Annotated in this window: 23 protein-coding genes and 1 pseudogene; 12 read left to right on the top strand and 12 right to left on the bottom strand. The window is 42.0% G+C overall.

All coding sequences use genetic code 11. From position 1 onward, the window contains the following. Position 1: 1 nt before the first annotated feature. Positions 2-1,060 carry an ArsO family NAD(P)H-dependent flavin-containing monooxygenase gene (locus FTT98_RS12960; protein WP_180042204.1) on the top strand — a complete coding sequence of 353 codons (1,059 nt, stop codon included), beginning with the start codon at positions 2-4 and terminating at the stop codon, positions 1,058-1,060. Between the two features lie 411 nt (positions 1,061-1,471). After that, positions 1,472-2,224, top strand: coding sequence for an IclR family transcriptional regulator (locus tag FTT98_RS12955; protein ID WP_019836964.1), 753 nt, complete (start codon positions 1,472-1,474; stop codon positions 2,222-2,224). 45 nt (positions 2,225-2,269) lie between these two features. On the opposite strand, the gene FTT98_RS12950 is transcribed toward FTT98_RS12955, so the two are convergent. Genes FTT98_RS12950 through FTT98_RS12940 form a run of 3 tightly spaced genes read right to left on the bottom strand, consistent with a single transcriptional unit; the run spans position 2,270 to position 6,399 of the window. After that, positions 2,270-3,766 (bottom strand): CoA-acylating methylmalonate-semialdehyde dehydrogenase, encoded by a 1,497-nt coding sequence (locus tag FTT98_RS12950; protein ID WP_019836965.1) that lies wholly within the window; start codon positions 3,764-3,766, stop codon positions 2,270-2,272. Positions 3,767-3,809: 43 nt separating this feature from the next. Then, entirely contained in the window at positions 3,810-4,967 is a 1,158-nt protein-coding gene (locus FTT98_RS12945; RefSeq protein ID WP_180177441.1) for an iron-containing alcohol dehydrogenase, read from the bottom strand. Between the two features lie 37 nt (positions 4,968-5,004). Beyond that, on the bottom strand, positions 5,005-6,399 hold the full coding sequence (locus tag FTT98_RS12940; protein ID WP_026438090.1) for a GntP family permease: 1,395 nt from the start codon (positions 6,397-6,399) through the stop codon (positions 5,005-5,007). Positions 6,400-7,123: 724 nt separating this feature from the next. Between FTT98_RS12940 and FTT98_RS12935 the strand changes: the two genes are divergently transcribed. The 9 genes from FTT98_RS12935 (at position 7,124) to FTT98_RS12895 (ending at position 13,934) form a co-directional block, all read left to right on the top strand. Continuing rightward, positions 7,124-8,449, top strand: a complete 1,326-nt coding sequence (locus FTT98_RS12935) for an ISNCY family transposase (RefSeq protein WP_180177440.1) — start codon at positions 7,124-7,126, stop codon at positions 8,447-8,449. 218 nt (positions 8,450-8,667) lie between these two features. After that, entirely contained in the window at positions 8,668-8,979 is a 312-nt protein-coding gene (locus tag FTT98_RS12930; RefSeq protein WP_180041942.1) for a BrnT family toxin, read from the top strand. Beyond that, positions 8,942-9,256 carry a BrnA antitoxin family protein gene (locus FTT98_RS12925; protein WP_180041934.1) on the top strand — a complete coding sequence of 105 codons (315 nt, stop codon included), beginning with the start codon at positions 8,942-8,944 and terminating at the stop codon, positions 9,254-9,256. The genes FTT98_RS12930 and FTT98_RS12925 overlap by 38 nt, the downstream gene beginning before the upstream one ends. Before the next feature lie 124 nt (positions 9,257-9,380). Then, positions 9,381-9,803 carry a hypothetical protein gene (locus FTT98_RS12920; RefSeq protein ID WP_180041932.1) on the top strand — a complete coding sequence of 141 codons (423 nt, stop codon included), beginning with the start codon at positions 9,381-9,383 and terminating at the stop codon, positions 9,801-9,803. Between the two features lie 2 nt (positions 9,804-9,805). Then, positions 9,806-11,356 carry a nuclease-related domain-containing protein gene (locus FTT98_RS12915; RefSeq protein WP_180041930.1) on the top strand — a complete coding sequence of 517 codons (1,551 nt, stop codon included), beginning with the start codon at positions 9,806-9,808 and terminating at the stop codon, positions 11,354-11,356. Positions 11,357-11,496: 140 nt separating this feature from the next. Continuing rightward, positions 11,497-12,063, top strand: coding sequence for a LysR substrate-binding domain-containing protein (locus tag FTT98_RS12910; RefSeq protein WP_257220807.1), 567 nt, complete (start codon positions 11,497-11,499; stop codon positions 12,061-12,063). Between the two features lie 118 nt (positions 12,064-12,181). Beyond that, on the top strand, positions 12,182-12,754 hold the full coding sequence (locus FTT98_RS12905) for a nuclear transport factor 2 family protein (protein WP_180041940.1): 573 nt from the start codon (positions 12,182-12,184) through the stop codon (positions 12,752-12,754). Next, positions 12,730-13,230 carry a chalcone isomerase family protein gene (locus FTT98_RS12900; RefSeq protein ID WP_180041928.1) on the top strand — a complete coding sequence of 167 codons (501 nt, stop codon included), beginning with the start codon at positions 12,730-12,732 and terminating at the stop codon, positions 13,228-13,230. The genes FTT98_RS12905 and FTT98_RS12900 overlap by 25 nt, the downstream gene beginning before the upstream one ends. A gap of 11 nt (positions 13,231-13,241) precedes the next feature. Further along, positions 13,242-13,934, top strand: coding sequence for a response regulator transcription factor (locus FTT98_RS12895; RefSeq protein ID WP_005177281.1), 693 nt, complete (start codon positions 13,242-13,244; stop codon positions 13,932-13,934). Here FTT98_RS12895 and FTT98_RS12890 read toward each other — a convergent pair. The 8 genes from FTT98_RS12890 to FTT98_RS12855 form a co-directional block, all read right to left on the bottom strand. After that, the gene (locus tag FTT98_RS12890; RefSeq protein ID WP_218950662.1) at positions 13,931-15,244 is read right to left on the bottom strand and encodes a HAMP domain-containing sensor histidine kinase; all 1,314 of its coding nucleotides are present in this window, start codon (positions 15,242-15,244) and stop codon (positions 13,931-13,933) included. The two genes, FTT98_RS12895 and FTT98_RS12890, sit on opposite strands and share 4 nt — an antisense overlap. A 48-nt stretch (positions 15,245-15,292) precedes the next feature. After that, on the bottom strand, positions 15,293-16,342 hold the full coding sequence (locus FTT98_RS12885; RefSeq protein ID WP_180177444.1) for a cyclopropane-fatty-acyl-phospholipid synthase family protein: 1,050 nt from the start codon (positions 16,340-16,342) through the stop codon (positions 15,293-15,295). Between the two features lie 8 nt (positions 16,343-16,350). Further along, complete coding sequence (locus FTT98_RS12880) at positions 16,351-17,130, bottom strand: DUF1295 domain-containing protein (protein ID WP_180177439.1); 780 nt, start codon at positions 17,128-17,130, stop codon at positions 16,351-16,353. Between the two features lie 25 nt (positions 17,131-17,155). Continuing rightward, positions 17,156-18,352, bottom strand: a complete 1,197-nt coding sequence (locus tag FTT98_RS12875; protein WP_180041921.1) for a cyclopropane-fatty-acyl-phospholipid synthase family protein — start codon at positions 18,350-18,352, stop codon at positions 17,156-17,158. After that, positions 18,349-19,143, bottom strand: coding sequence for a DUF1365 domain-containing protein (locus tag FTT98_RS12870; RefSeq protein WP_180041938.1), 795 nt, complete (start codon positions 19,141-19,143; stop codon positions 18,349-18,351). The genes FTT98_RS12875 and FTT98_RS12870 overlap by 4 nt, the downstream gene beginning before the upstream one ends. A gap of 9 nt (positions 19,144-19,152) precedes the next feature. After that, positions 19,153-20,436 carry an NAD(P)/FAD-dependent oxidoreductase gene (locus FTT98_RS12865; RefSeq protein WP_180041919.1) on the bottom strand — a complete coding sequence of 428 codons (1,284 nt, stop codon included), beginning with the start codon at positions 20,434-20,436 and terminating at the stop codon, positions 19,153-19,155. Continuing rightward, positions 20,433-21,419: an acyl-CoA desaturase gene (locus FTT98_RS12860; RefSeq protein ID WP_180177438.1), complete on the bottom strand. Its 987-nt coding sequence runs from the start codon at positions 21,417-21,419 to the stop codon at positions 20,433-20,435. The genes FTT98_RS12865 and FTT98_RS12860 overlap by 4 nt, the downstream gene beginning before the upstream one ends. Before the next feature lie 135 nt (positions 21,420-21,554). Continuing rightward, positions 21,555-22,100, bottom strand: coding sequence for a lipocalin family protein (locus FTT98_RS12855; RefSeq protein ID WP_180041915.1), 546 nt, complete (start codon positions 22,098-22,100; stop codon positions 21,555-21,557). Between the two features lie 481 nt (positions 22,101-22,581). On the opposite strand from FTT98_RS12855, the gene FTT98_RS12850 reads away from it, so the two are divergent. Then, complete coding sequence (locus FTT98_RS12850) at positions 22,582-22,797, top strand: cold-shock protein (protein ID WP_125281447.1); 216 nt, start codon at positions 22,582-22,584, stop codon at positions 22,795-22,797. 106 nt (positions 22,798-22,903) lie between these two features. Here the strand turns inward: FTT98_RS12850 and FTT98_RS12845 are convergent. Further along, positions 22,904-23,127 (bottom strand): annotated as a pseudogene (locus tag FTT98_RS12845) (hypothetical protein); the annotation flags it as partial.

Raw genomic sequence — 23,127 nt, 5'->3', positions numbered from 1 at the left:
AATGTCAATAACAACAGAAACAGACGTGATCATCATTGGTGGGGGGCAAGCAGCATTAGCTACATCTTACTTTTTAAAGCGCAATGGTCTGTCTTTTATCATTTTAGATGAACAGCCGCAGGCAGGCGGTGCCTGGCTACATGCTTGGGATTCTTTGCGACTGTTTTCACCGAATAGCTGGAGTTCCTTACCAGGCTGGATGATGCCAGGGACAGAACAAACTTATCCGACTCGTCATGAAGTGATTGAATACATACAGCAATATGAGCAACGTTATCATTTTCCGGTTGTCCGTCCTGTGCACGTTGATCGTGTTGAGGCTGAGGAAGACATATTAAACGTCTATGCAGGTGAACAGTCATGGAAAGCAAAAGCTGTAGTGAGTGCAACCGGTACTTGGAGTCATCCTTATATCCCATCTTATTCAGGTCAGGAGAATTTTAAAGGACTACAATTACATTCCGCGCATTACCAAAATGCAGAAACCTTCAAAGATAAGAACGTCATGATTGTGGGTGGCGGAAATTCTGGCGCACAAATTCTAGCTGAAGTTTCTCAAGTGGCCAATACACTTTGGATCACCCCGATCCCTCCTCAATTTCTAGCTGATGATGTTGATGGACGTATCTTGTTTTTACGTGCTACGGAGCGTTTAAAGGCACAACTCGAAGGTCGTACTGTAGATCAGCCGATTGGTGGCCTGGGCGATATTGTCATGATTGATTCGGTCAAAGATGCACGTGCACGTGGCGTGCTGCATAGTGAGCGACCATTTGCAGCATTCACGCAAGATGGCGTGATTTGGGAGGATGGATCTTTTCAACAGATCGATGCCGTGATTTGGTGTACTGGGTTTAAAGCGGCTCTAGATCATTTAAAACCACTTGAGATCGTAGAGGAAAACAATACGGTACTGGTTACAGGGACAAGGTCAGTCAAACAACCTAACCTGTGGTTAGTGGGATATGGTGAATGGACTGGACCTGGTTCAGCAACTTTAGTGGGCGTTTCAAGGACAGCAAAAGCAACAGCTGAAGAAATTACTAAATTTTTAGCTTAAATTTTATGGGGTAGTTATTTATGAGCCTATAAAAATTAGTAGATCATTTGGTAATCCCCCCTAAAAATAATAGGATCTAAAAGTAGAATTTTCTCTTAAGATACAAGCAGGAGATTCTGCATGAAAACATCTAAATTTACTGACAACCAGATCATGTCCATATTAAAGCAAGCGGAGTCTGGCACACCTGTTGCTGCCCTTTTATAGGCTTATTCATTTGCAAATTATATAGCGGAATAAGACTTTATCGGTAGGTTTGTTCAACAAGGCCGCTCTAATTTAATTTGTAAAACCCAACATGCTAAAAACATTCAGCAATCATTAGGATGAATCCTATACATCACTTATAATTTGAAAAATTATATTATTCTTTTTGTACAGGTAACTACCTTTGACTATCGAGTACTTACAATGAATAGAAAAGGCTCATCAATAACCCGAGTTTTAGATATTATTGAGGCTATTTCAACAGCCAAACATCCTCCGACCCCTTTAGACCTCTCAGTAGAACTGGATATTCCTAAACCTAGTATCCATCGACTGTTGCAGACCTTGGAGCAGGAAAAGTTCATTAAGGTTGATACCTATGGTGGGTATATCGTAGGCGAGCGAACCTATGATTTGCTCATGAGTGCATGGCAGCAAGAACCTCTAAAAATAGAAAGACTAGCGATTTTGCAAAAGTTGTCAGAGCAAATTAATGAAACATGTGGAATCGCTATACTGCATAACAATCAAATGCTATACACAGACCGTGTCCAGACCAATTGGCCCTTACAAGTCTATCTACCGATTGGTTCTACTGTGCCACTATGGTGTACATCCAGTGGGAAATTACTACTGAGTTTTCAATCAGATCAACGTAGAAAAAAAATATTGGAACATCTGTCTATTGAACAAATGACTAAAAATACCATTACAAATCCAATCTTGCTTGAAGAAAATTTAAGTCAAATTTATTCAAATCAAATTGGAACAGATAACGAAGAATTTATCTCAGGTATGGTGGCGTGTTCAGTTCCAATCTTTAGAAAAGAAGAGATTGTTGCATGTTTATATGTACATGCACCGACCATACGTAAATCATTAGATGATCTTTTGGCTTTTGAACCACTATTGCGTCAAGCTGCCAACGACCTGAGTCATCTGATTGATACTACATAAAAAAGGGAAGCTATAACAGCTTCCCCCTTATCTTGTTTGCTAATCTTAGTTTAAAGTCGGCATAGAAAATTGTGCGCCTTCTCTAACATTCGCACTTGGCCAACGTTGAGTAATGGTTTTGCGTCGAGTATAGAAACGAGCACCATCTGGACCATACGCATATAAGTCACCAAATAATGAACGTTTCCAACCACCAAAACTATGATAAGCAACAGGTACAGGAAGCGGAATATTAACTCCGACCATACCAACTTTAATGTTATCACTGAAATAGCGGGCTGCTTCACCGTCACGTGTATAAATACAAGTACCATTACCATATTCATGATTATCAATAAGGTTCATAGCTTCTTGCATTGTACTTACACGAATCACTTGTAATACAGGTCCAAAAATTTCTTCTTTATAACTGGTCATGTCAGCAGTGACTTGATCAATGAGTGTGGCACCAACGTAGAAACCATTTTCATAACCAACTGGAGCAGCATCGCGACCATCAACCACAATGTTCGCACCTTGTTCTTCAGCACTATTAATATAACCTACAACCTTAGCTTTATGTTGAGCTGTAATGAGTGGTCCAAAATCGTTATTTTTATCCAAATAAGGACCATATTTGAGTGAACTCATCGCTTCAGAAAGCTTAGTTATCATTTGGTCTGCAATTTCATCGCCTACCGCCACAGCAACCGAAAGTGCCATACAGCGTTCGCCAGAAGAACCAAACGCAGCGCCAAGTAAAGAGCTAACTACATTATCCAAATCTGCATCAGGCATCACAATTGCGTGATTTTTTGCACCACCAAGGGCTTGGCAGCGTTTTCCTGATGCTGTAGCAGTTTTATAAATATACTCAGCAATCGCTGTAGATCCGACAAAACTCACAGCCTGTACACGAGTATCTAAAAGTAAAGTATCAACAGCTTCTTTATCACCATTTACCACATTGAGTACGCCATCTGGTAATCCAGCTTCTTTCATCAACTGCGCGATAAACAAAGTAGATGATGGGTCACGCTCAGAAGGTTTCAAAATAAAGGTATTTCCACAGACAATAGCCATAGGGAACATCCAAAGTGGAACCATCGCTGGAAAGTTAAATGGAGTAATTCCAGCGACTACACCTAATGGCTGGAATTCGCTCCAAGAATCAATAGATGGGCCAACATTTTTACTAAATTCGCCTTTTAAGAATTCAGGTGCACTACAAGCATACTCGACGTTTTCGATACCACGCTGTAATTCGCCAGCAGCGTCATGCATGATTTTTCCATGTTCTTCACCAATAAGTTGGCAAATTTTTTCAGCATTTTTTTCCAGCAGTTCTTTGAATTTAAACATTACACGTGCACGTTTAATCACTGGAGTATTTCGCCATTCAGGAAATGCTGCTTCAGCTGCGGCAATTGCTTCTTCAACTGTTGCTTTGGTTGCAAGCGCTACTTCCTTGCTTTGTTCACCTGTTGATGGATTGTAAACAGGTTGAGTTCTTGCATGTTGGGTATTCAGAGTCCCATTAATAAAATGCCCGATTAATTCCATGTGGATCTATCCTCTTGATGTGGAAAAATGAATTAAATATGCCTTACCAGAGTTGCTTATATAGTGAAACTATTTCGGTGACTGTAGGAACGACAGGGTTATTGGAAGGTGAACCAGATGCGAGTGCTTGTTCAGCCATTGTTTCGACAATTTCATCGAAAAATTGTTTATCAGCTCCAAATTCAGCTAATGTTGGAACTTTGAGGTCTCTATTTATTTCGATTAATGCTTGGATAAGTTTCTGATTTGCAACATTGTCAGAGTCATCCATATGGGCAACACCCATTGCTTTAGCACAGTCTGCATAACGTTCTGGTGCACCATGTATTGAAAACTCAGTAATCATCGGTAGTAACATTGCATTAGATAATCCATGCGGAACATGGAAAAAAGCTCCAATCGGTCGACTCATACCATGTACTAAAGCAACAGAGGCATTGGAAAATGCGATACCTGCAAATGTAGATCCAAGCATCATTTTTTCACGTGCAGATTCATTATTTGGTTCGTGAAAAACGGTCTGTATATTTGGACCAATGAGCTTCATTGCTGCAATCGCTTGGGAATCACTATATGGACTTGCCTTTTTACTAACATAAGCTTCAATTGCATGCGTGAGTGCGTCAATTCCAGTATCAGCCGTTGTACGGGCAGGCATTGACATCGTTAATTCATAGTCTACGATTGCAGCCACAGGTAAAAAACCTAACCCTGCGCACAGCATTTTTTCACTGGTTTTATCATCAGTAATGATGGTAAATCGAGTACATTCTGAACCTGTACCTGCTGTTGTTGGCACAGCAATAATAGGTAATCCAGTCTCATTCACTTGTCGAGGAAATTTATAATCACGAATTTCTCCACCAAACATGCCCAAAATACTAATGGCTTTTGCACTGTCGATTGGGCTTCCGCCACCTACAGCAATGATGGAATCATATTGATGAGATCTAATATGATTTACACCTGCTTCGATTGAAGCAGAAGTTGGCTCAGGAATAGTCTCGTCAAAATAGTCGCTTTCAATATTTGCTGTTTTGAGTATGTTCTGGATTTCGTTGATATAACCTAATGTGACCATCATTGTGTCAGTGATGATCAAAGGCTTTTTTGCGCCTAAGCTATTTAATATTGCAGGAAGCTGGCTTCGAGCATTTTTTCCAACCTGCATAATTCGAGGAAGGTTTATCGTATGAGACATTTTTTATTCACCATATTAGGTTAAGGTATTGAATTTTCTAGAATGATCCAAATATTGTACCGAGGGTAATGACACCACTTAATGCAATCAGCGGTATAACAACTGCGACGATGAACATGTCGTAATAAGATTGTTTATGAGTCAATCCACATAAGGTAATGATAGTAATTACGGCACCATTGTGTGGAAGTGAGTCTAGTGCGCCAGAGGCCATTGATGCGACTCTGTGCATGAGTTCTAATGAAATCCCATGCTCTAGTGCCAAACTTTTATAGGTTTCACCCATTGTATTTAGGGCAATACTAAGACCACCTGAAGCTGAGCCTGTAATCCCTGCTAATACATTGATAACAATAGCTTCAGAAATTAGTGGATTATTTGGCGCAATACCGATTAGAAAATCACGCAGAATAATAAAACCTGCCAATGAAGCGATGACTGAGCCATAACCGACCTCAGAAGCCGTATTAAAAATAGGTAAGAATGAAGATGACACCCCTTGCTGAATTGAATCTTTGATATCAACAAAGGCCTTCCAATTTAGAACGATGATGCTTAAGCAAGCTAAGACTAATGCACAGATAATCGCCCATAGCCCAATGACTGAACTTAATGAAGTATTTCCAAATTGGTCAGTAGAAAGATATGCCGTATCCAGAGAAGGTAAAATAAATTTAGTTAACAGTAGGTTGGAAATTATAACTACTAGGATTGGTGCAAAAGCAATCAGTAAACTTGGAGATGATGATGTTAATCCACTTTCACGGTGGTGTGATTCAAAGTGATTGCCATAACCTTCATTATTTAAATGTGCTTTAGCAATACGCTTGTTTAACCACCACATTCCTGTAACCAGAATAAAAATGGATGCCAGTATTCCTAAGCCAGGTGACGCGTATAGGTCTGTATTAAAAAATGGCATTGGAATAGCATTTTGAATAGCAGGTGTGCCAGGTAATGCCGTCATGGTAAAAGTAAGAGCACCTAACATGATTGCTGCAGGAATTAGACGCTTCGGAATCCCAAGTTCTTTAAAGAGTGCAGATGCAATTGGGAATACAGCAAAACCAACAACAAATAACGAAACACCACCGTAAGTTAGAATCGAACATGAAAGCACGATAGAAAGCATCGCTCTTTTATGTCCCAATTTTTCTACAAAAAAATTGGCGATAGTTCGAGCTGAACCTGAGTCATCCATTAATTTCCCAAACACAGCTCCTAATAAAAAGAGTGGGAAATATTTGATGATGTAGCCACCTAAACCTGTCATGAAAACTTGAGAATAAAACCCAAGTATCTCATTGCTGAGCCCACTCCATGCAACTGCAAATAACGCAAGTATTGGTGCAAGAACAATAACGCTGAAGCCCTTATATGCTAAATACATCAGCAATATTAGGGACAAGACTATTCCGATTAGCCCTATCATTTTAAACATCCTATTTAAAATATTTTTGTATAATGATACATATCGTATCATTATTAATATATTTGATTTTTTAGACATGTCAACAAAAAATCGAGAAGGTCGACTTTAGTTGTAGATTGTAAGCTTGAAAAAAATTATTTAATTATTTTAAAACATAGACTTATGTTGATTTAGTCTTGAAAAGAAGAAGTTGTTGATTGAATGTTTGTAAAAATCTGAAAATAAACCCAAGGAATAGTGTATGTAATTGAATAGCCGTACTTATTTTTATATTTCTGATGAAATGATTTTTGACAAGCTGAAGTCGGATATCGATGAATATATCGAAGTTTGGTATAGCTCAAAGAGCTGTTGTGCTTCCAATGATTAGTGTTTCCCATTAGCTTATGAAGTGATTCATCAAAAGATGGTTAGATGTGTCAATAATTGGAGGAACTATTCGTAGAATCTATTTAATTTTGATTAGAATAAGACCTTAAAACTGTATAGTTATATCCTTAAATTACAAGGTATTACACAACTGAAATTTTCACGAGTGACTTATAATATATTGAGATGATTAGATAACGCTAAGCACTCAATTTAACATAATGGCGATTATACGAAACGACAGCCCTTGTAACTCCAAAATAGAAATGTCCGGTTTCTCCAAAGTAAAAATGTCCGCTTTTAGAATATGCACTTCTGCAATTTCCTTAGCGGACGGTTTGATATGTTGGTGTCTATGTCGGATAAAGAACTTAAACGATTGTCGGTCTTGCAGGAAATCTGCGATCAACGCATAACTCAATCCCAGACTGCTCAGCTACTTCATATCTCAGAACGTCAGATCAGACGCTTACTGCAGAAATACAAAGCTCAAGGTCCCGCTGCATTAGCCCATGCCGGTCGTGGCCAAATCAGCAATTCTAAACTTCCTGAAGAACTCAGACTTAAGTATCTCAATATTGTTTCTGACCAACTCCATGGTTTCGGACCCACTTTAGTGCATGAAAAGCTCACCACCGTACATGGATTCGATCTTTCAGTAGAAACCCTGCGTTCCTGGATGATTGCAGCTGACTTATGGATTCCTCGATCCAAGCGCCTGAAGCGCCCGTATCAGCCTCGTTACAACCGGGATTGCTTTGGTGAGCTGATCCAAATTGATGGCTCACACCATGACTGGTTTGAAGGACGCGCTGCTAAATGCTGTCTACTGGTGTTCATTGATGATGCCACAGGCAAATTACAGCATTTACGCTTCTGTGAGTCAGAATCAACTTTTGACTATATGATTTCAACACGTTTATATGTCGAACAGCACGGTAAGCCTTTAGCGTTTTACAGCGACAAACATTCAGCCTTTAGAGTGAATCAAAGCAGCAAGAAAGACACCAAGATTACCCAGTTTGGACGTGTACTCAGCACCCTGAATATCGATATCATCTTCGCCAATTCACCGCAGGCCAAAGGCCGTGTAGAACGGGCCAACAGAACCCTTCAGGACCGTCTGATCAAGGAGATGCGCCTGAAAGGCATCTGTTCGATTGAGCAAGCGAATGCCTGGCTACCCTGCTTCATTGAGCAGTTCAATCAGAAGTTTGCAAAGATGGCTTTTAATCCTAAGAATCTACATCGGCCTATCAATGAAATAGCCGAAGAGTTAGATGATATTTTTATTTGGCGTGAACCCCGCAGAGTCACGAATAGCCTGACGATTACTTATGATAAATGCGTATATATCTTGGAAAACACCGAAGAAAATCAGAGGTTGATCGGTAAGTATCTTGAGTTCCTGGAATACCCGGATGGTACTATAGCCATCATGCATAATAGCCGAAAGATCAATTACAGCCTCTTCGATAAATTAAGTCAGCTGAATCAGCGAGAGATTGTTGAGAATAAACGGTTGAGTGCTGTTCTGAATCATATCCAACAACAGCATGAAGAACTGGAACAGCAAAACAAACGTAATCGTTCTCAAAAGATGCCAAGCAGACGTGCACAGAAAACAGCGATTGAACAACGAAATCTAAATCCTGTGCTTGACTTGGAAATGTCCATATAGGACATTTCTACTTGGGAATAACATATTTTTTAAATATCCTTGTTTTTCATATAGTTAAATTTTTTCATCCCCCTGAAAAACAATAAAAAACCGACTTGGAAACAAGTCGGTTTCTTTTTAACCAGTTTTGATAGTTTTTGCCAACAAAAATTAGATAAATTTTGCAAAATTTACAATTTTGTATTAACATTTTTATATTAACGAAAAGCGATGCAACTATAAAAATTGAGTTTTCATGGGATGAGTATAAAGCTGAAACAAATCTCAAAAAACATGGTGTGGCTTTTGAAGATGCGACATTGGTTTTTTACGATGCTCATGCCTTATATAAACAGGATCGCTTTGAAAATGGTGAATATCGCTGGCAAGCGATAGGTATGGTACATGGGCAGGCTGTTTTATTGGTGGCCCACACAGTAGAAGACCATAATGGGATAGATCAGATCCGCATTATCTCAGCACGACAGGCAGAGAAAAAAGAGAGGAAACAGTATGAGCAAAACCGTTACTTACAAAATGGATTTGAATAATCCTCCTGTTTTGTCTGAAGAACAAAAGGCAAGACTTGAAGCACTTGATAAGCGACCAGAAAGTGAAATAGATTTTTCAGACATTCCTGAACTTGATGAAAGTTTCTGGAAAAATGCTGTACAGAATCCCTTTTACAAGCCGACTAAACAAGTAACTACGGTTCGTATTGATGCAGATGTCATGCAATGGCTAAAGGCCCAAGGTAAAGGCTATCAGACAAGAATGAATAAGATTCTGCGTGATGCCATGCTGAATGAAATGAAGAATCATCCATAAAAAATGGGAGTCTTAACTCCCATTTTTTAGCTTTTTAACTTCTAACATACAGTCTTTAAACCAAAACTGCTCGTATCTTTGAATAAGTACTTTTTTTAATCCCTAAATCATCGTTGATATTTTTATGATCAGTATTTTTGCTTTCATATTCCCAGCCATAATAACAATTGTCGGTTTTTTTATTTTGTTTAGTGGCTTGATGTACAACCAGAATAATTATTGGATTCTAGGCATTGGCGCTGCAATTTCATGCTATGGCATCTATGTAATTTATAATCAATTGAACAATCGCTATAAGCACCTTGAAGATCAAAAACTAAAGGTTGAAAAGTCTTTTGACTGGTATGTAACAACCAATCCTCAGTGCCATTTGGATTCAAAATTATCGTGTGCTCATTGTGGAAGCAAAGCCATTGTAAGTACGCCTGATCAAAGAAAACACCCTAAGCAGTTATTCTCCCCTTACAAAGCTCAAAAATATAATCGCCATTACTGCAAACATTGTGCATCTATCCTTTTTTACACTCCTATTCAGGCTGAGGTATAAGTATGACTATCCATTGTTATTTTGGTGACTACACCTCTCATAAAAATGAAAAGAAAATGCTGGATCAGTTTTTATCTCAGCTTGAGCCAGTCTACGGCGGTCAGGAAAAACGTTGGATATACGTTATCTATAACGCCATGTGGAATGGTCAAGAAGTTGACTTAGTATGTATCACGCAGAATTCGGTGATCGTCTCAGACTTTAAAAACTACTCTGGCTCATTGGTAGGTCAGGAAAACGGCGAATGGTTAATGCATACGCTGGAGGGAGAAACCATTCCAGTCAAAGGCGGTTCCCAGATCAATCCTTTTGTACAAGTTCGTAAAAACCGCTATGCAATTATGGATTGGCTAAAAACCAATAATCACTTGCAGAACGATAATATGAGCCACATGGCTGGTCTTATCATCTTCACAGAGCTATCGAAATTAAAAACCAATTTCTCGCATTCAGTGAATCTTTGGTTTCATGTTTCAGATACACCGCATATTGCAGAAACAATAGATTCAATTCGTTCTAATTCAATCAATATTGCTGAAAGTGAAGCAGAAGAAGTTGTAAAAGCATTAAACCTACAGCCTTATACTTGGACTCCTTCTGCCCCAACTGCCCCACGTTACAATCCATTTGATAGTAGTTCAAATGAAGAAGACAGCTCTAATGATTTAAGCAATAAGGTCCAGCGTAATACTGGAATAGCTTACAATCCTCAAACTGCACCATTAAGCAAAAAGAAGCACATATTTATGCCATTAGCTTGTGCTGTATTGGGATGTGCGCTTGTGGCTGGTATTGCAACTACTGGCTACACAGATATTCGTGACAAAGCAGTAGGGATACTTCTGGGCGAGGTTGATAATAGTCGAAATTCAATGATTAACTTTTTGTTTGGCACAAAATCACTGCATTTGATAAATACCAAACAAGATGCGTTAGCTTATGGAGACAATCCAGAGTCCATTACAGAATTCAATCCTAAAGAACCAATTTGGACGACCTTTCAGCTCCTAGATTTAAAGAAGAAAACGTTTTATGGATTTAAGATAGGTCAAACCACGTATCAGGAAGCAAAATCCCAGCAAATCGCAAGAAAAATTGATAACGATGTTATTGAAGGATACCCACATAAGACCTTAACCACCTTCTCCTTTTATGATGGCTCAAGGGATAGTCTTGGCATGGATAAAAAGCACAAGCAATTTCCACCCTTGCACATCTCTGGGCTACAAAATATTAGAATGTGGTTTGATGGGAAGGATAAATTAGTTGGGGTAACTGTGCTATTAAGCGATCGTGATCGTAATGCAATGGTGACTTACCTTAAGCGTTACAAAAGTCTAGGCTACACTGTAATAGATGGCTCAATTGCGAAAAATCTAGGTTCATCTTACGCAATATTGCATAAAGATGATGATTACGTTGCCCTAAAAGCTTTACGAAATATCCACATATCTATCACCCACACCAACAAAAAGACATTTGAACAGCATCGATCCAGTCTAGCAAGCAATTCAGGCATAACCTTAAATAGCGGCCATACCAAAAAACTTTAAACAAATTAAAAAAGCCTGAAATGAATTCAGGCTTTTTCTATTGAGACTTTGATCAATCAAAATTAATGTCTTGAAAGTCTGGTTAGCACTTTAAAAATTAATCTTAAAATTAGTGGTATGAGCATCAAAACAATAGTTTTATGGCAAATTGGCTGATTCCTCGATTAGAAAAGCTCGAAGTCATTTATCCCAATATCCATATAAAATTAATGACATGTAATGATTTAAAATTGTTAGAAAAAGAGAAAGTTGACATATTTATCAATAGCATCAGTGAGCATCATCTACTTCCCAACTTTTTGAATAAATATCTGTTATTTCCCGATAACATGGGTCCTATTTGTCATCGTGAAATAAATCCTCTTCATTCCGTAAATGATCTTTTAAACTATCCATTACTTCATACCCACTCAAATAAAAGTGCATGGCATACATGGTTTGATCAGTTTCAAATAAGCTTTTCCCCAAAATCCAATGACCGTTATTTTGATAGTCTGAATTTAATGATAGAAGCTGCCGTGTCTGGGTTAGGAATTGCCATAACACCTCAAATTTTAGTAGAAAAAGAAATGTTAAATGGAAAGATCATTGCCCCTTTTGGTTTTATCTATTGTGACTATAATTTTTATGCAATGGTCAGAAAAAATAACGAAAATCGTGATGTTATGAATATCATTGATTGGTTAATGGCCGAAGAAAAAAGTTAAACATTTAATCTTTGATTTGAAAAGTTCTATTCAATTGCTCATTTATAACGTCTATTTCACATTCTGTTCACGCTGTGCTGCCTAAGGTATAAACATACACTTCATACGGACACTGATGATGAGACTTGTAAAAACACTAATTGCTACAGCCTTATCCTTGCCGCTTCTGTTGTTAGCCGGATGTAAAAGTATTCCCAGTTATTCAGCCGATTATGCCCAATCCAGAAACGGTATTCAGGGGATAGCGCTGGATCAGACTAAAGCTCAGGATATCGGCCTCCGCTTTACCTCAGCCTTTAATACCTTGGGCACACCGGAATTTGTGGAAAGAGCCGGATCGCTGTATGCTAACCAGCTGTTTATTAACGATACCCTATCGCAATTTTCATCCCGTCAAAATCTGCTGGAGCACTTTCAAGGCATGAACAAACGGGTCAGCAAGGTCAGCGTCAAGCTGTTAAACACTTCTTATCATCAGGACTCTGCCTATGTGCACTGGCATATGGCCTATGATTTTAAAATGTTCGGCACGACCCGCAGTATGGACTCTTACGGTATCAGTGAAATCAAGATCAACGAAAACAACAAGATTATTTTCCAGCAGGATTTCTGGGACCCTGCGAACGGCCTGTACCGTTCCCTGCCTTATGTTGGAGGGGTCTACTCATGGCTACTGCCTTTCAAAAAATAGCGATCAGCACGGCGTTAGTGATGGAATGTAGCTTCAGTCCATGGGCACAGGCACAAAGCCTGAATCAATGCGGCAATGGTCCGCTGATGGTGGGTCAAAAACAGGTCGGTATGGCCAGTTATTTTGCCCAAAACTGTAGCCAATCCTGGGAAAAACAAAATATACAGATGGACTTTTCCTATACACAGAATATTCCGGAATGGGCATTTAAGCGTGCGGCCACACATTTACTGAAACGTAATGTTAAAGACGCAAAAATACATGCTCTATTCAACCCAATCACCGACTTGTATCGTCCGGTCAGATCAGGCGACCTATACCGTTTAAAATACAACCATGCTACACAGACCCTGAGCTTATCCTTGAACCAGCAAGGTTTAGGGCAGCTTAAACATCCTCTGGCACAACAATATTTTAATATATGGCTGGGTCCCCAGCCATTTAGTGCTAAATTAAAACAGCAATTATTAAATTAGTATCTGCCGCTATGTCGAAACATTTTATCCTGATGGTTGAAGACCATTATGAACTGGCCTCTACCCTATGCGAGTTTCTGGAAGAACATGGCTTTGTGGTCGATCATGCCCGCAATCTGAGTGCTGCTAGACAATTACTGAAACAGCAACGCTACCATATCTTGCTACTAGACATTAATTTGCCTGATGGTTCTGGTTATGAATTGTGCGAGTGGTTACGCAATGAAGAGGGGTTGGACTTACCTGTCTTGATGCTTACCGCTCGGGATACCTTGGATGACAAACTTAAAGGCTTCAATTCCGGCACGGATGATTATCTGGTCAAGCCCTTTGACTTTAACGAGCTAGTGGTTCGGGTCAAGGCCCTGATCAAACGTTCCCTGGGTGAAGTATCTAGCAGTCGTCTGCAAATTCATGACCTAATTTTGGACCCAGCAACACAACAGCTAACTCGAGCTGGGCAGAACATTGAATTGCCTCCGATTCAGTTTAAACTTTTGAAGCTACTAATGCGACATTCTCCTAAAGTACTGACCAAACAGGAAATTATGATGCAGCTTTGGGGTGACGAAGAGCCAGAAAGTGATGCTCTGCGCAGTCATATCTATAATTTACGCAAAATGGTCGATAAACCCTTTGAACAAAAGCTGATTCACACCATATCTGGGATTGGTTTAAAGATTGCTTTCGAAGATGAAGCCTAATTTAGGTACACAACAACAATCAGTCCAGTGGTCATTGCCAGGTCAACATTCTGATGGGTGACAATATAATATTGCCTGTCAAACAGCTCCACACGCCAACCTAGCTGTTTGCATAGCTTTTGCACCAATTGCAATCCAATGCCATGCCCTTTGATTTCCAGTTGTAGCTGCTGGCCAGACAGTTCCTGAACCTTAGAATTGTTAGGTAAAGGCATGCCGACCCCATTGTCAGCAATCAGCACTTTATTTTTTTCCAGAATCACATCAATTTCTGTGCCCTGTGAATAGTTCAGTGCATTGCGCAGAATATTACCAAACACCATTTTGGTCATGGATGGATAAAGTTTACGCGGCTGTTCATCGAGGTCTTTTTGCAGGTCAATCTGCATGCCTTTGTTATGACTGACACTCTCTAGATCCTGCACCAGATTGTCCAGACATTCTGAAAGCATGGTCGGTTCAGCAGTTAAAGTATTGGTGGTATTGCGGGCAATAGCCAGCAAGGTATCCACCAGCAGCTGCATGTCTTCAATGGTGTTATGCAGGCGGGTAAAGGACTTGTTGTCGCCATAGCGTGCCTGACACAGCTGCACATTGCCTTTTAAAATGGTCAGTGGCGTGCGCAGCTCATGGCTGACATCTCCGGTAAATTCACGCTCACGCTGAATAAATTCGCTTAATACCTGATGATATTTTTCCAGCGCCTGCTTGAGGTATTCAGCTTCCAGATTGGAGTCGGTGCGGATGTCCTGAAAAGGCGAAGCCTGATTTTTCTGATGTTCCCAGTCAATATGCTCCAGCGCATTAGCAAGACGGGTAATCGGGGAAAAATAGCGCCGGGCCCGACGGTTCCACCACCACAGCACGCTATACAGCACAAACAAGCTGACCATCAGCGGTGCCAGACCAAACAGCCACACCAGCTTGTTGACGTTGCTTTCGCCAAAGACCAGCAGCACATGCTGTCCGTCTTTTTCACCATACACGGTCATGCGCTCTTTGCCATCGACAAAATGCCGGTTCACCCCTTGCTCAAGCTGTATGTGGCGAAATTGGACTGGCGGTGCATCGCTCCAGCGATAACCATACAAGTTTTTGGTATCGGGCAGTTCAGCAGCCGGATTACGTTCCAGCCGCTGCCAGTAGTGTGACATTTCCTGTTCTAGCGCCGTTCTGAGCAAAGAACCTTTAATCACCCAGGCACTGAAGCCAATCCCGATCACCACAGACAGGGCAATGAATCCGATTTGCAGCCAGTAATAGCGGTTAAACACCTCACCTAGAGGATGATCGTGTTTGTCCCTGAACAGCTTTAACATTGGTGCATTCCCCGCTACCCCATCCGATTCGCCATTCAATTATACGGTTTTCTTTTTAAACAGAAAGTGACCGATCACCCACTCGCGTCCATGCTCATAACCGAACAGCTCGGCACAGGCCATAAAGAAAATCCGCCAGCGCTGCCACCAGATTGCGGCATCCGCGCCATAAGTTTTTTCAAATAAGGGTTTTAGCTCGGCCTGTTTACCATCCATATTTTCTAGCCAAGCATTTGCGGTACGTTCATACTGCGTACCCGCCCATTGCCAGTGCTGTTCTAGCTGTAAATGCTGCTGAAAATGTAGAAAGGTAGACGCTGCCGGCATCAGTCCGCCACTAAAGAAATATCTCGACATCCAGTCGAATTCATTTTTCACTTCAAACGGATAATGCAGGAAACGGTGACAGAAAATATGGCACCAGAGCAGACCATCCGCTTTCAGCCAGCTGCTGATATTTTCAAACAGTTTCTGGTAGTTGCGCACATGTTCAAACATTTCCACCGAAACCACGCGGTCAAAGGACGCGGGTTCCAGTTGCAGCACATTGACGTCGCAGGTGATCACCGTCAGGTTCTGCAGTTTTTTCAGATGCGCCTGTTCCTGAATATACAGGCGCTGGGTCGAGGAGTTCGACACCACCGTGATTCGGGCTTTGGGATAATGCTCGGCCATATACAGACTCAACGATCCCCAGCCACAGCCAATTTCCAGAATTTCCTGTCCATCTTTTAACTGTGCACGCTGGCAATAGCTGGCAAGTGCCGCTTCTTCCGCCTGATCCAGCGTGGTATGAGTATGTTCAAACAGGCTAGCGCTATATTTCAAACGCTTACCGAGTACTGCCTGAAAAAATGCGGTCGGCAGTTCATAATGCTGCTCATTGGCTTTGTCTGTCTCAATGGCAATTTCGCTGTTTTTCAGCATGGTCAGCACATCCATATAGCGCTGCGCTGCCAATGCGGGGTCAAACCGACCTTCTTGTGCCAAACGTTTTTTGCTCAAGATTTTAATACCAGCACGAATCACTGGGTCTGGCACCTTGCCATTTTCGATCAGTTCTAAGGTTTTTTGAATCATAAAGTCCATGTATTTACCTACTCTTTGGGTGGCCACGGAATAAACATTGAAGTTCGTCGTTGATAGTCTTTATAGTTGTCACCACGGTGGGCGAGCGCCTGTTTTTCACTAAATGGAATACCTGTAAAGTAGTACAGGAATAGCCACATCAGCAGTGGATAAATCCATAATTCATAGCATCCTGCTGCCAGACCGAGCACTGGATAGGCAAACCAATGCAGCCATTCAAAAAAATAATTCGGATGGCGCGAATATTTCCACAAGCCCTGATCCATGGTTTTACCTTGATTCTGTGGATCTAGCTTAAAACGGTAAAGTTGCTGATCGGCAGTGCTTTCGCCTATCAAAGCGGATAGCATGATCATGCCCGCCACAATCACAGTGACCAAAGTCCAGTCATTCCATTGCTCGGTCGAGATACTTAACAGCTTCAGCATTGGGTAAGAAAACAGTAGAGCCAATCCTGCCTGAAATATAAAAAACACCAGAAAACCAAGATGCTGATACTCCCCCATCGCTCGGCGCATGTTGGCATAACGCGTGTCTTCTTGGGTTTCACTGGCATAGCGCCGTAACAGATGCCAAGTCAGCCGTGAAAACCAGATCCCACTCGCCAGTCCCAGAAATAAGCGAACCAACATCGGTGCACTGTCAATCGCCCAAGCGGCAATAATCACATTGAGGGCAATACTGAAACTCCAAGCGACATCGACCAGCCCTGCTCTGCGGTTATAGGTCACCAACACCCAGCTACAGAGCATGATAAAGACATTCAGCATCAGTAAATTCAGCAGCATTTCGGCCCTCCTGTTTTATCTTGGCTTAGTAGGCACTTGCTTCGAACAGCAGATGTACATCACTGATCACGCCTTCACGGAAGCCACCTTCGCAATAACACAGATAAAAATCCCACATGCGGATAAAACGCTCATCAAAACCAAGCCCAAGTACCTGATCATGCTGCTGCAAGAAACGCTGACGCCAGCAGTGCAAGGTCTGGGCATAGCTCTGGCCGATATCTTCCAGATGTTTGAGTCGCAGTTTTTGTTCGGAAGCGGTCTGGGTCATGACACTGATACAGGGAATAAAACTGCCCGGGAAAATATAGCGCTTGATATAGTCCACGGTATTCAGGGCTTTGGCATAGCGTGCATCTTCAATGGTGATGGCCTGAATCAGGGCCAGACCATTCGGCTTGAGGAGCTCGCGGCATTTCTGGAAATAGGTGGATAAATACTGCTCACCTACGGCCTCGATCATTTCAATCGACACCAGCTTGTCGTATTTGCCTTCCAGTAAGCGGTAATCTTTCAGCTGCACAGTCACACGATGTGACAGTCCGGCTGCAGCAACTCGGGCGAGTGCTTCATCGTACTGAGCTTTGGAAATGGTAATGGTAGTCACCCTACAGCCATAATGCTGAGCCGCATAAATGGCAAAGCCTCCCCAGCCGCTGCCAATTTCAACCAAATGGTCCATCGGTTGCAATTGAAGTTTTTGGCAGATCAGTTCTTTTTTATAATCTGAAGCTTGTTCCAAGCTCATACAGGGTTCTTTAAACACCGCACTGGAATACATCATGCTGTAATCCAGGAATAGCTTGAAAAAGTCATTACTCAGGTCATAATGCTCGGCAATATTTTTGCGGCTGCCATCAATCGAATTCTTGCGCGATTTATACCAGACCTTTAACAGTAACTGGCTGGCTTTGGCCACTGCATTCTGATTCATTTGGTCCAGCACATCGCGGTTACGTGCCAAAATGCGGATCACATCGACCAGATCTTCACTGCTCCAGTAGCCACGGATAAAACCTTCGGCAGCACCCAGTACACCATTACGGAACAGCAGATCCATCAGACGAACATCATGCACCTGTATCACCGCCTGTAAATCGCTATTTTCCCCGACAGCCCCGTTCCAGACGCCTTTAAAAATTAGCTGACCATGGCGTAATTTCAGCAGGTGGCGAAGTACCATCGGCAGTGTGCTTTGCTCTCCCATGAATAGTGTCTTCATCGCAATGTGTTTCCTTTTTCTTTTTTAGGATGTCGGTAAAATGGAACTTTCTTTTTCCATAAACGAAAGGCGTGCAGATAAATTCCGCTGACCATCCTGAAGGGTTCAAGAACTTTGAGTACAGCATAGCGATGCTGCTGTGAAGGAACCGTGATGGCCTGCAAGGAAAATTTCAGGGTGGCATCGAATTGCAAGATTCCCTGCTCAAACAGCTGCATATGAATCACGTTCTGCCGATCCGAAAAGCTGAAGCGCCAGCGATAATCCAGCCCCATCGGCATGAACGGCGACACATGAAAGGCCTTTTTAAAGTCAAACTGGTGACTCTGGTACGGCGCATATTCGTCTGGATTGTTCCGGCAATCGTGAATGTAGACCTGTCGTTCATTCCACGGTGTGTTGGTGATTTCACTCAGCACAAAGAGCAACTGGTCGGTGGCACCAAAGACCAGATAAAACACTACGGAATTAAAACGAAAGCCGAGTGTTCGTGGCAAAGCTAGCACCCGGATAGACGCGGCATGCGGTAACAGATAGTTTTCCCGCTTGATCAGCAGGCGTGCAATCTTCTGCCGAATCGAGCCACATTCCATAGTCAGAAAATCGCGCTCATCTAGGGTCAGGAAATTCCAGCGGTTAGATGACCACAGCCAGGATTTTCCGGTAAACGTCGCGAGTTGATCTGGATCAAACCATAGATAGCTCAGCTGGGTTCTAAAAGCATGGGCTTGGGGCAAATAACGTCGATGCCGGATTTCAGCAGTGGCAATCGCCAGTGGATACATCTGCATCATGCGCTCCTAGGCTGCCTGTTCAGCCTGTTTTAATAGCTGATCGATTACCCATAATGCGCTACGCGCCCCATCCTCATGAAAGCCCCAACCCCAGTAAGCTCCACAATATGAGGTGCGGTTTTGGCCGTTGACCTCGGCCCAGCGTTGCTGTGCTTCAATCGCCGGGGCATCGAACACCGGATGACGGTAATGTCGTTCTACCCAGACTTTTTTTGGATTCAGGGCAAAATTAGGATTCAGGGTGGCAAAGACCTGGGTTTTGCAGTTCAGGTTCTGCAACTGGTTCATCCAGTAGCTAAAGCCATAATGTGTGCCACTGTGCTGGAATGGCGTCTGTTCAGTGACCTGAGTCGGCGTGACGTGTACATGCCAGCTGGCCCACTGGCGACGGGATTTGGGCATGATAGAGGTATCGGAATGTACCACCATGCGGTTATCCTGATAGCGGAACTTGCCTAGCACGTCCAGCTCCTGCGCGGTCGGGTCTTTCAGCAGTTTCAGGCTGTCATCGGCGTGGCTGGCGAAAATCACCCAGTCAAAACGCTCGCTGCCCTGTTGGGTTTCAATCAGCACATCATTGGCACTGCGAGACACCTGATGCACAGCAGTTTTACGAAGCGTGATATTGCACTGGGCCTGAATGGCACGGACGTAGCGAGCTGATCCACCCTTGACCGTCAGCCATAAAGGACGGTCTTTGAGCTGCAACATGCGATGATGCTGGAAAAAGCTCACCACAAACTTATACGGAATCTGTCCGGCCTGTTCCACCGGGCAGGACCACAGCGCCCCGCACATCGGATAGAGATGTTCCTGACGGAAGGCTTCGGAATAGCCATGCTGATCCAGATACTCATCTATACTGAGCTGTGCATCGACATGCTCGACATCCAGATCTTTATTGGCGGCATAGAAGCGGAACAGATCCGACAACATCGCGCGAAAATCTGCATTAAAAAAGTTTTGAGGTCGGAACAATAACGAGAATTTTTTTGAAGGATTGTACTGTAAGCCAGTGACCTGATTATTCACCGAAAAGCCCATGTCACTGCTTTGCGATTGAATGCCAAGTTCTTTTAGCATGGCGCAGAACAGCGGATAGTTATGCTCATTAAAGACAATAAAGCCACTGTCCACCGCAACCTGTTCACCATCGATATTCAGCTGATGGGTATCGGTATGACCACCAAAGTAGTTATTCTTTTCAAAGACTGTGACTTCATGCGCTTTGCTGAGTTTCCAGGCAGCATACAGACCGGAAATACCTGAACCAATAATTGCAATTTTCATGGTGATTCCTTTGAATGAATAGTCGGAGTGCCGGTCTTGGCAGCTTTTTTCTGTTTTCGAGCCCGGGCAATTTTACTGACGTCATAGACACGTGCCGGAATGGGCTTGAGTCTCCAGACCAGCCCGAACAAAGACATGAGTTTCAGCAGGTAATAGGTCACATCAATCTGCCACCAGTAAAAACCCTGCCGGGTACTGCCGGCATAATAATGGTGATTGTTGTGCCAGCCTTCGCCCAAGGTAATGATCGACAGGAATAAATTGTTGCGGCTGTGATCATCCGTGTCAAAATCTCGGCTGCCATAATGATGCGCCAGTGAATTGATACACAAGGTGGCATGGATCAGTAACACGGTAGACACGACAAAGCCCCACACTAGCAATTGCAGGCCTGATGTACCAAGTTGCGGCCAGGTGATGGCCACCCACTCCCCGAGTACATAAATTCCGCCCGCGGTCAGCAGCACCACAATTAAACTGAAGCGGTCCAGCCAGATCAGTTCCGGATATTTCAGCCAGTCCTTGATCACTTCTTTACGCGTGGCAAAATTATATTCATTTAAAAACCAGCCGACATGGCTGTACCAAAAACCATGTGTTGAGGAGTGTGGATCTTGTAATGTATCGGTATAGCGGTGGTGATAACGGTGATGGGCCGCCCACCATAGCGGACCACGCTGTGCACTCATAGTTCCAATTAACACAAACAGGAATTGCACCGGACGCGAAGTCTGAAAAGTTTTATGTGACAGATAGCGATGAAAAAAGGCCGTAATGGAAAACATGCGGATTAGGTAGAATGCGAGCATGAAACCCAGTGCAAACCACGATACCCCCACCCAGAATACTGCCAGACAGGCCAGATGCAGTAGAATAAAGGGTAAAATTCTGAACCACTGAATTTTACTATTTTCAGCGGTCAGCGTTTCAGGCGATGTGTGTATGGACCAGCTGTCTATCCATCGCATCAGACTTTTCAACATCGACTCACCCTAATTTTTTGCAACTATATTTATTCTATTTGATGAGTTTAATCAGTCAGATATGAATTTTATGTGAAGTCAATAAAAAAAACCGAACTGTAGAGAGATTTATCAGTTCGGCAAAAGGTTAGCAGATTAATGAGGCAATTTGATAAGTTTTGTAACGTCGTAACCATAATGTTTTGCAGTGTCTATATATGACTGATAAGTTGCTTCATCGAGTTGCGGTTGACGCGATAAAATCCATAGGTATTTATTACTTGGCCCCCCTACGAGTGCCACTTTATATTCCGGGTCTGCTCGTAATACCCAGTAATGACCTTTAGTAAAGGGGATCCATCTTAAACCTTTAGGCAAAAAGCTGACCTTCAGTTTGCTGTTCCCCTGATTTTGCGAATACGCAACACCTTCAGAGCTAATTATCTCACCATTGGCAGTTCGGCAGCTATTCAATACACCGATAGTTTGATCGGCATTGACGCTATATTGTGCCGTGATATTAGCTATACATTTACGCTGAAAATACATCGGTAAATGCGCAATTTCATACCATTTACCGGCATACTTCTGTATATCTACTCGTTCAACTGCCTGAGGCGCAGCAGTTTCTGCTTGAGTCGTTGTAAAGCTGATGATAGACAGTGCTATCGCTGCAAAAGCAGACTTAAATCGCATCTTCATTTTTTAGCCTTGTTGGATCTCAGGATTAAGATAACCCAAGTCGATGTGAACAAAGTGTGAAGATTAAATGCAGGATGAATGTAGGCGAAATTTCAATCTTAAAGCCTGAGAAAATGGAGAAAATCATTTTTCTTGGATCCCCCTTTTAACGCGGTAAATTGGTTTTGCCAGATTTAATGTAGCAATATTGTCGGTAGTATTTTTTAAAAAAGTCACCTAGATCAAAATATTAACTCCCGATCCAGCCATCTTTTATAAGATAATTAAATATACATATAAGAAAAACTTGATTAATTTTATTTTTAAGGTATAGTGAGCGTAACTAGAAAAAAGTCTTGTTGCATTAAATCTCTCTTAAGTATCGTCGTTTTATTCATAATTCTTCGTTTTTTCAGATTTTAAGTTTCATTCTTTATTATTTTCAAAGTTATATGCAGTCAATAAAATGACTAAAAATTATTAAAAATCAGTAGGATTTATTATGTCAAACTCAAATGTTGTTAAAGGTACCGTTAAGTGGTTCAATGAAACTAAAGGTTTTGGTTTTATTCAACAAGAATCAGGTCCAGATGTTTTTGCGCACTTCAGTGAAATTGCCAACTCAGGTTTTAAAACCTTATTCGAAGGCCAACAGGTTGAATTTAGTATTGCTCTAGGTCAAAAAGGACCGAATGCGGTCAATATTGTTGCTATATAAGCACTAAAATACGAGTTGAAAAAGCACTACTCAGTGCTTTTTTAATTTTAAAGGGCTTTGTTGCACAAAGATTTGAAATACAAAGCCCCCCCTAATTGAGCCAAATTTAAGGCGTAACTTGGGTAAGTGGTCGACCTAATTCCGTAAATCTGTTGAGGACTGCTACACGTGCATGAATTTCATTCACTTGGCTATCAAAACTCCTTGCACTGAGTTTATCCCCCAATAATTTGATGCAATGCATCTTAGTTTCGACCAAACTTCGGCAATGATAGCCGGACCATTTTTTCCATAATGTCCTGCCTGAGAAGCACTGCTTCGCAAGATTAA

Origin of the sequence: Acinetobacter sp. YH12039, from assembly GCF_013420015.1 — a bacterium.
In the GTDB taxonomy this organism is placed as follows: domain Bacteria; phylum Pseudomonadota; class Gammaproteobacteria; order Pseudomonadales; family Moraxellaceae; genus Acinetobacter; species Acinetobacter amyesii.
Note: the sequence above shows the minus strand (reverse complement) of the source record. Positions and strands in the feature narration are given on the sequence as shown.

What these genes read in the sequence shown, in the direction of transcription:
- FTT98_RS12855 (WP_180041915.1), bottom strand. Translation starts at nt 22,100, where the DNA reads ATGAAGATGCGATTTAAGTCTGCTTTTGCAGCGATAGCACTGTCTATC.
- FTT98_RS12870 (WP_180041938.1), bottom strand. Translation starts at nt 19,143, where the DNA reads ATGCAGATGTATCCACTGGCGATTGCCACTGCTGAAATCCGGCATCGA.
- FTT98_RS12940 (WP_026438090.1), bottom strand. Translation starts at nt 6,399, where the DNA reads ATGATAGGGCTAATCGGAATAGTCTTGTCCCTAATATTGCTGATGTAT.
- FTT98_RS12935 (WP_180177440.1), top strand. Translation starts at nt 7,124, where the DNA reads ATGTCGGATAAAGAACTTAAACGATTGTCGGTCTTGCAGGAAATCTGC.
- FTT98_RS12910 (WP_257220807.1), top strand. Translation starts at nt 11,497, where the DNA reads ATGGCAAATTGGCTGATTCCTCGATTAGAAAAGCTCGAAGTCATTTAT.
- FTT98_RS12915 (WP_180041930.1), top strand. Translation starts at nt 9,806, where the DNA reads ATGACTATCCATTGTTATTTTGGTGACTACACCTCTCATAAAAATGAA.
- FTT98_RS12955 (WP_019836964.1), top strand. Translation starts at nt 1,472, where the DNA reads ATGAATAGAAAAGGCTCATCAATAACCCGAGTTTTAGATATTATTGAG.
- FTT98_RS12945 (WP_180177441.1), bottom strand. Translation starts at nt 4,967, where the DNA reads ATGTCTCATACGATAAACCTTCCTCGAATTATGCAGGTTGGAAAAAAT.
- FTT98_RS12885 (WP_180177444.1), bottom strand. Translation starts at nt 16,342, where the DNA reads ATGGACTTTATGATTCAAAAAACCTTAGAACTGATCGAAAATGGCAAG.
- FTT98_RS12880 (WP_180177439.1), bottom strand. Translation starts at nt 17,130, where the DNA reads ATGCTGCTGAATTTACTGATGCTGAATGTCTTTATCATGCTCTGTAGC.
- FTT98_RS12860 (WP_180177438.1), bottom strand. Translation starts at nt 21,419, where the DNA reads ATGTTGAAAAGTCTGATGCGATGGATAGACAGCTGGTCCATACACACA.
- FTT98_RS12950 (WP_019836965.1), bottom strand. Translation starts at nt 3,766, where the DNA reads ATGGAATTAATCGGGCATTTTATTAATGGGACTCTGAATACCCAACAT.
- FTT98_RS12920 (WP_180041932.1), top strand. Translation starts at nt 9,381, where the DNA reads ATGATCAGTATTTTTGCTTTCATATTCCCAGCCATAATAACAATTGTC.
- FTT98_RS12925 (WP_180041934.1), top strand. Translation starts at nt 8,942, where the DNA reads ATGAGCAAAACCGTTACTTACAAAATGGATTTGAATAATCCTCCTGTT.
- FTT98_RS12865 (WP_180041919.1), bottom strand. Translation starts at nt 20,436, where the DNA reads ATGAAAATTGCAATTATTGGTTCAGGTATTTCCGGTCTGTATGCTGCC.
- FTT98_RS12895 (WP_005177281.1), top strand. Translation starts at nt 13,242, where the DNA reads ATGTCGAAACATTTTATCCTGATGGTTGAAGACCATTATGAACTGGCC.
- FTT98_RS12900 (WP_180041928.1), top strand. Translation starts at nt 12,730, where the DNA reads ATGGCTACTGCCTTTCAAAAAATAGCGATCAGCACGGCGTTAGTGATG.
- FTT98_RS12850 (WP_125281447.1), top strand. Translation starts at nt 22,582, where the DNA reads ATGTCAAACTCAAATGTTGTTAAAGGTACCGTTAAGTGGTTCAATGAA.
- FTT98_RS12875 (WP_180041921.1), bottom strand. Translation starts at nt 18,352, where the DNA reads ATGAAGACACTATTCATGGGAGAGCAAAGCACACTGCCGATGGTACTT.
- FTT98_RS12960 (WP_180042204.1), top strand. Translation starts at nt 2, where the DNA reads ATGTCAATAACAACAGAAACAGACGTGATCATCATTGGTGGGGGGCAA.
- FTT98_RS12905 (WP_180041940.1), top strand. Translation starts at nt 12,182, where the DNA reads ATGAGACTTGTAAAAACACTAATTGCTACAGCCTTATCCTTGCCGCTT.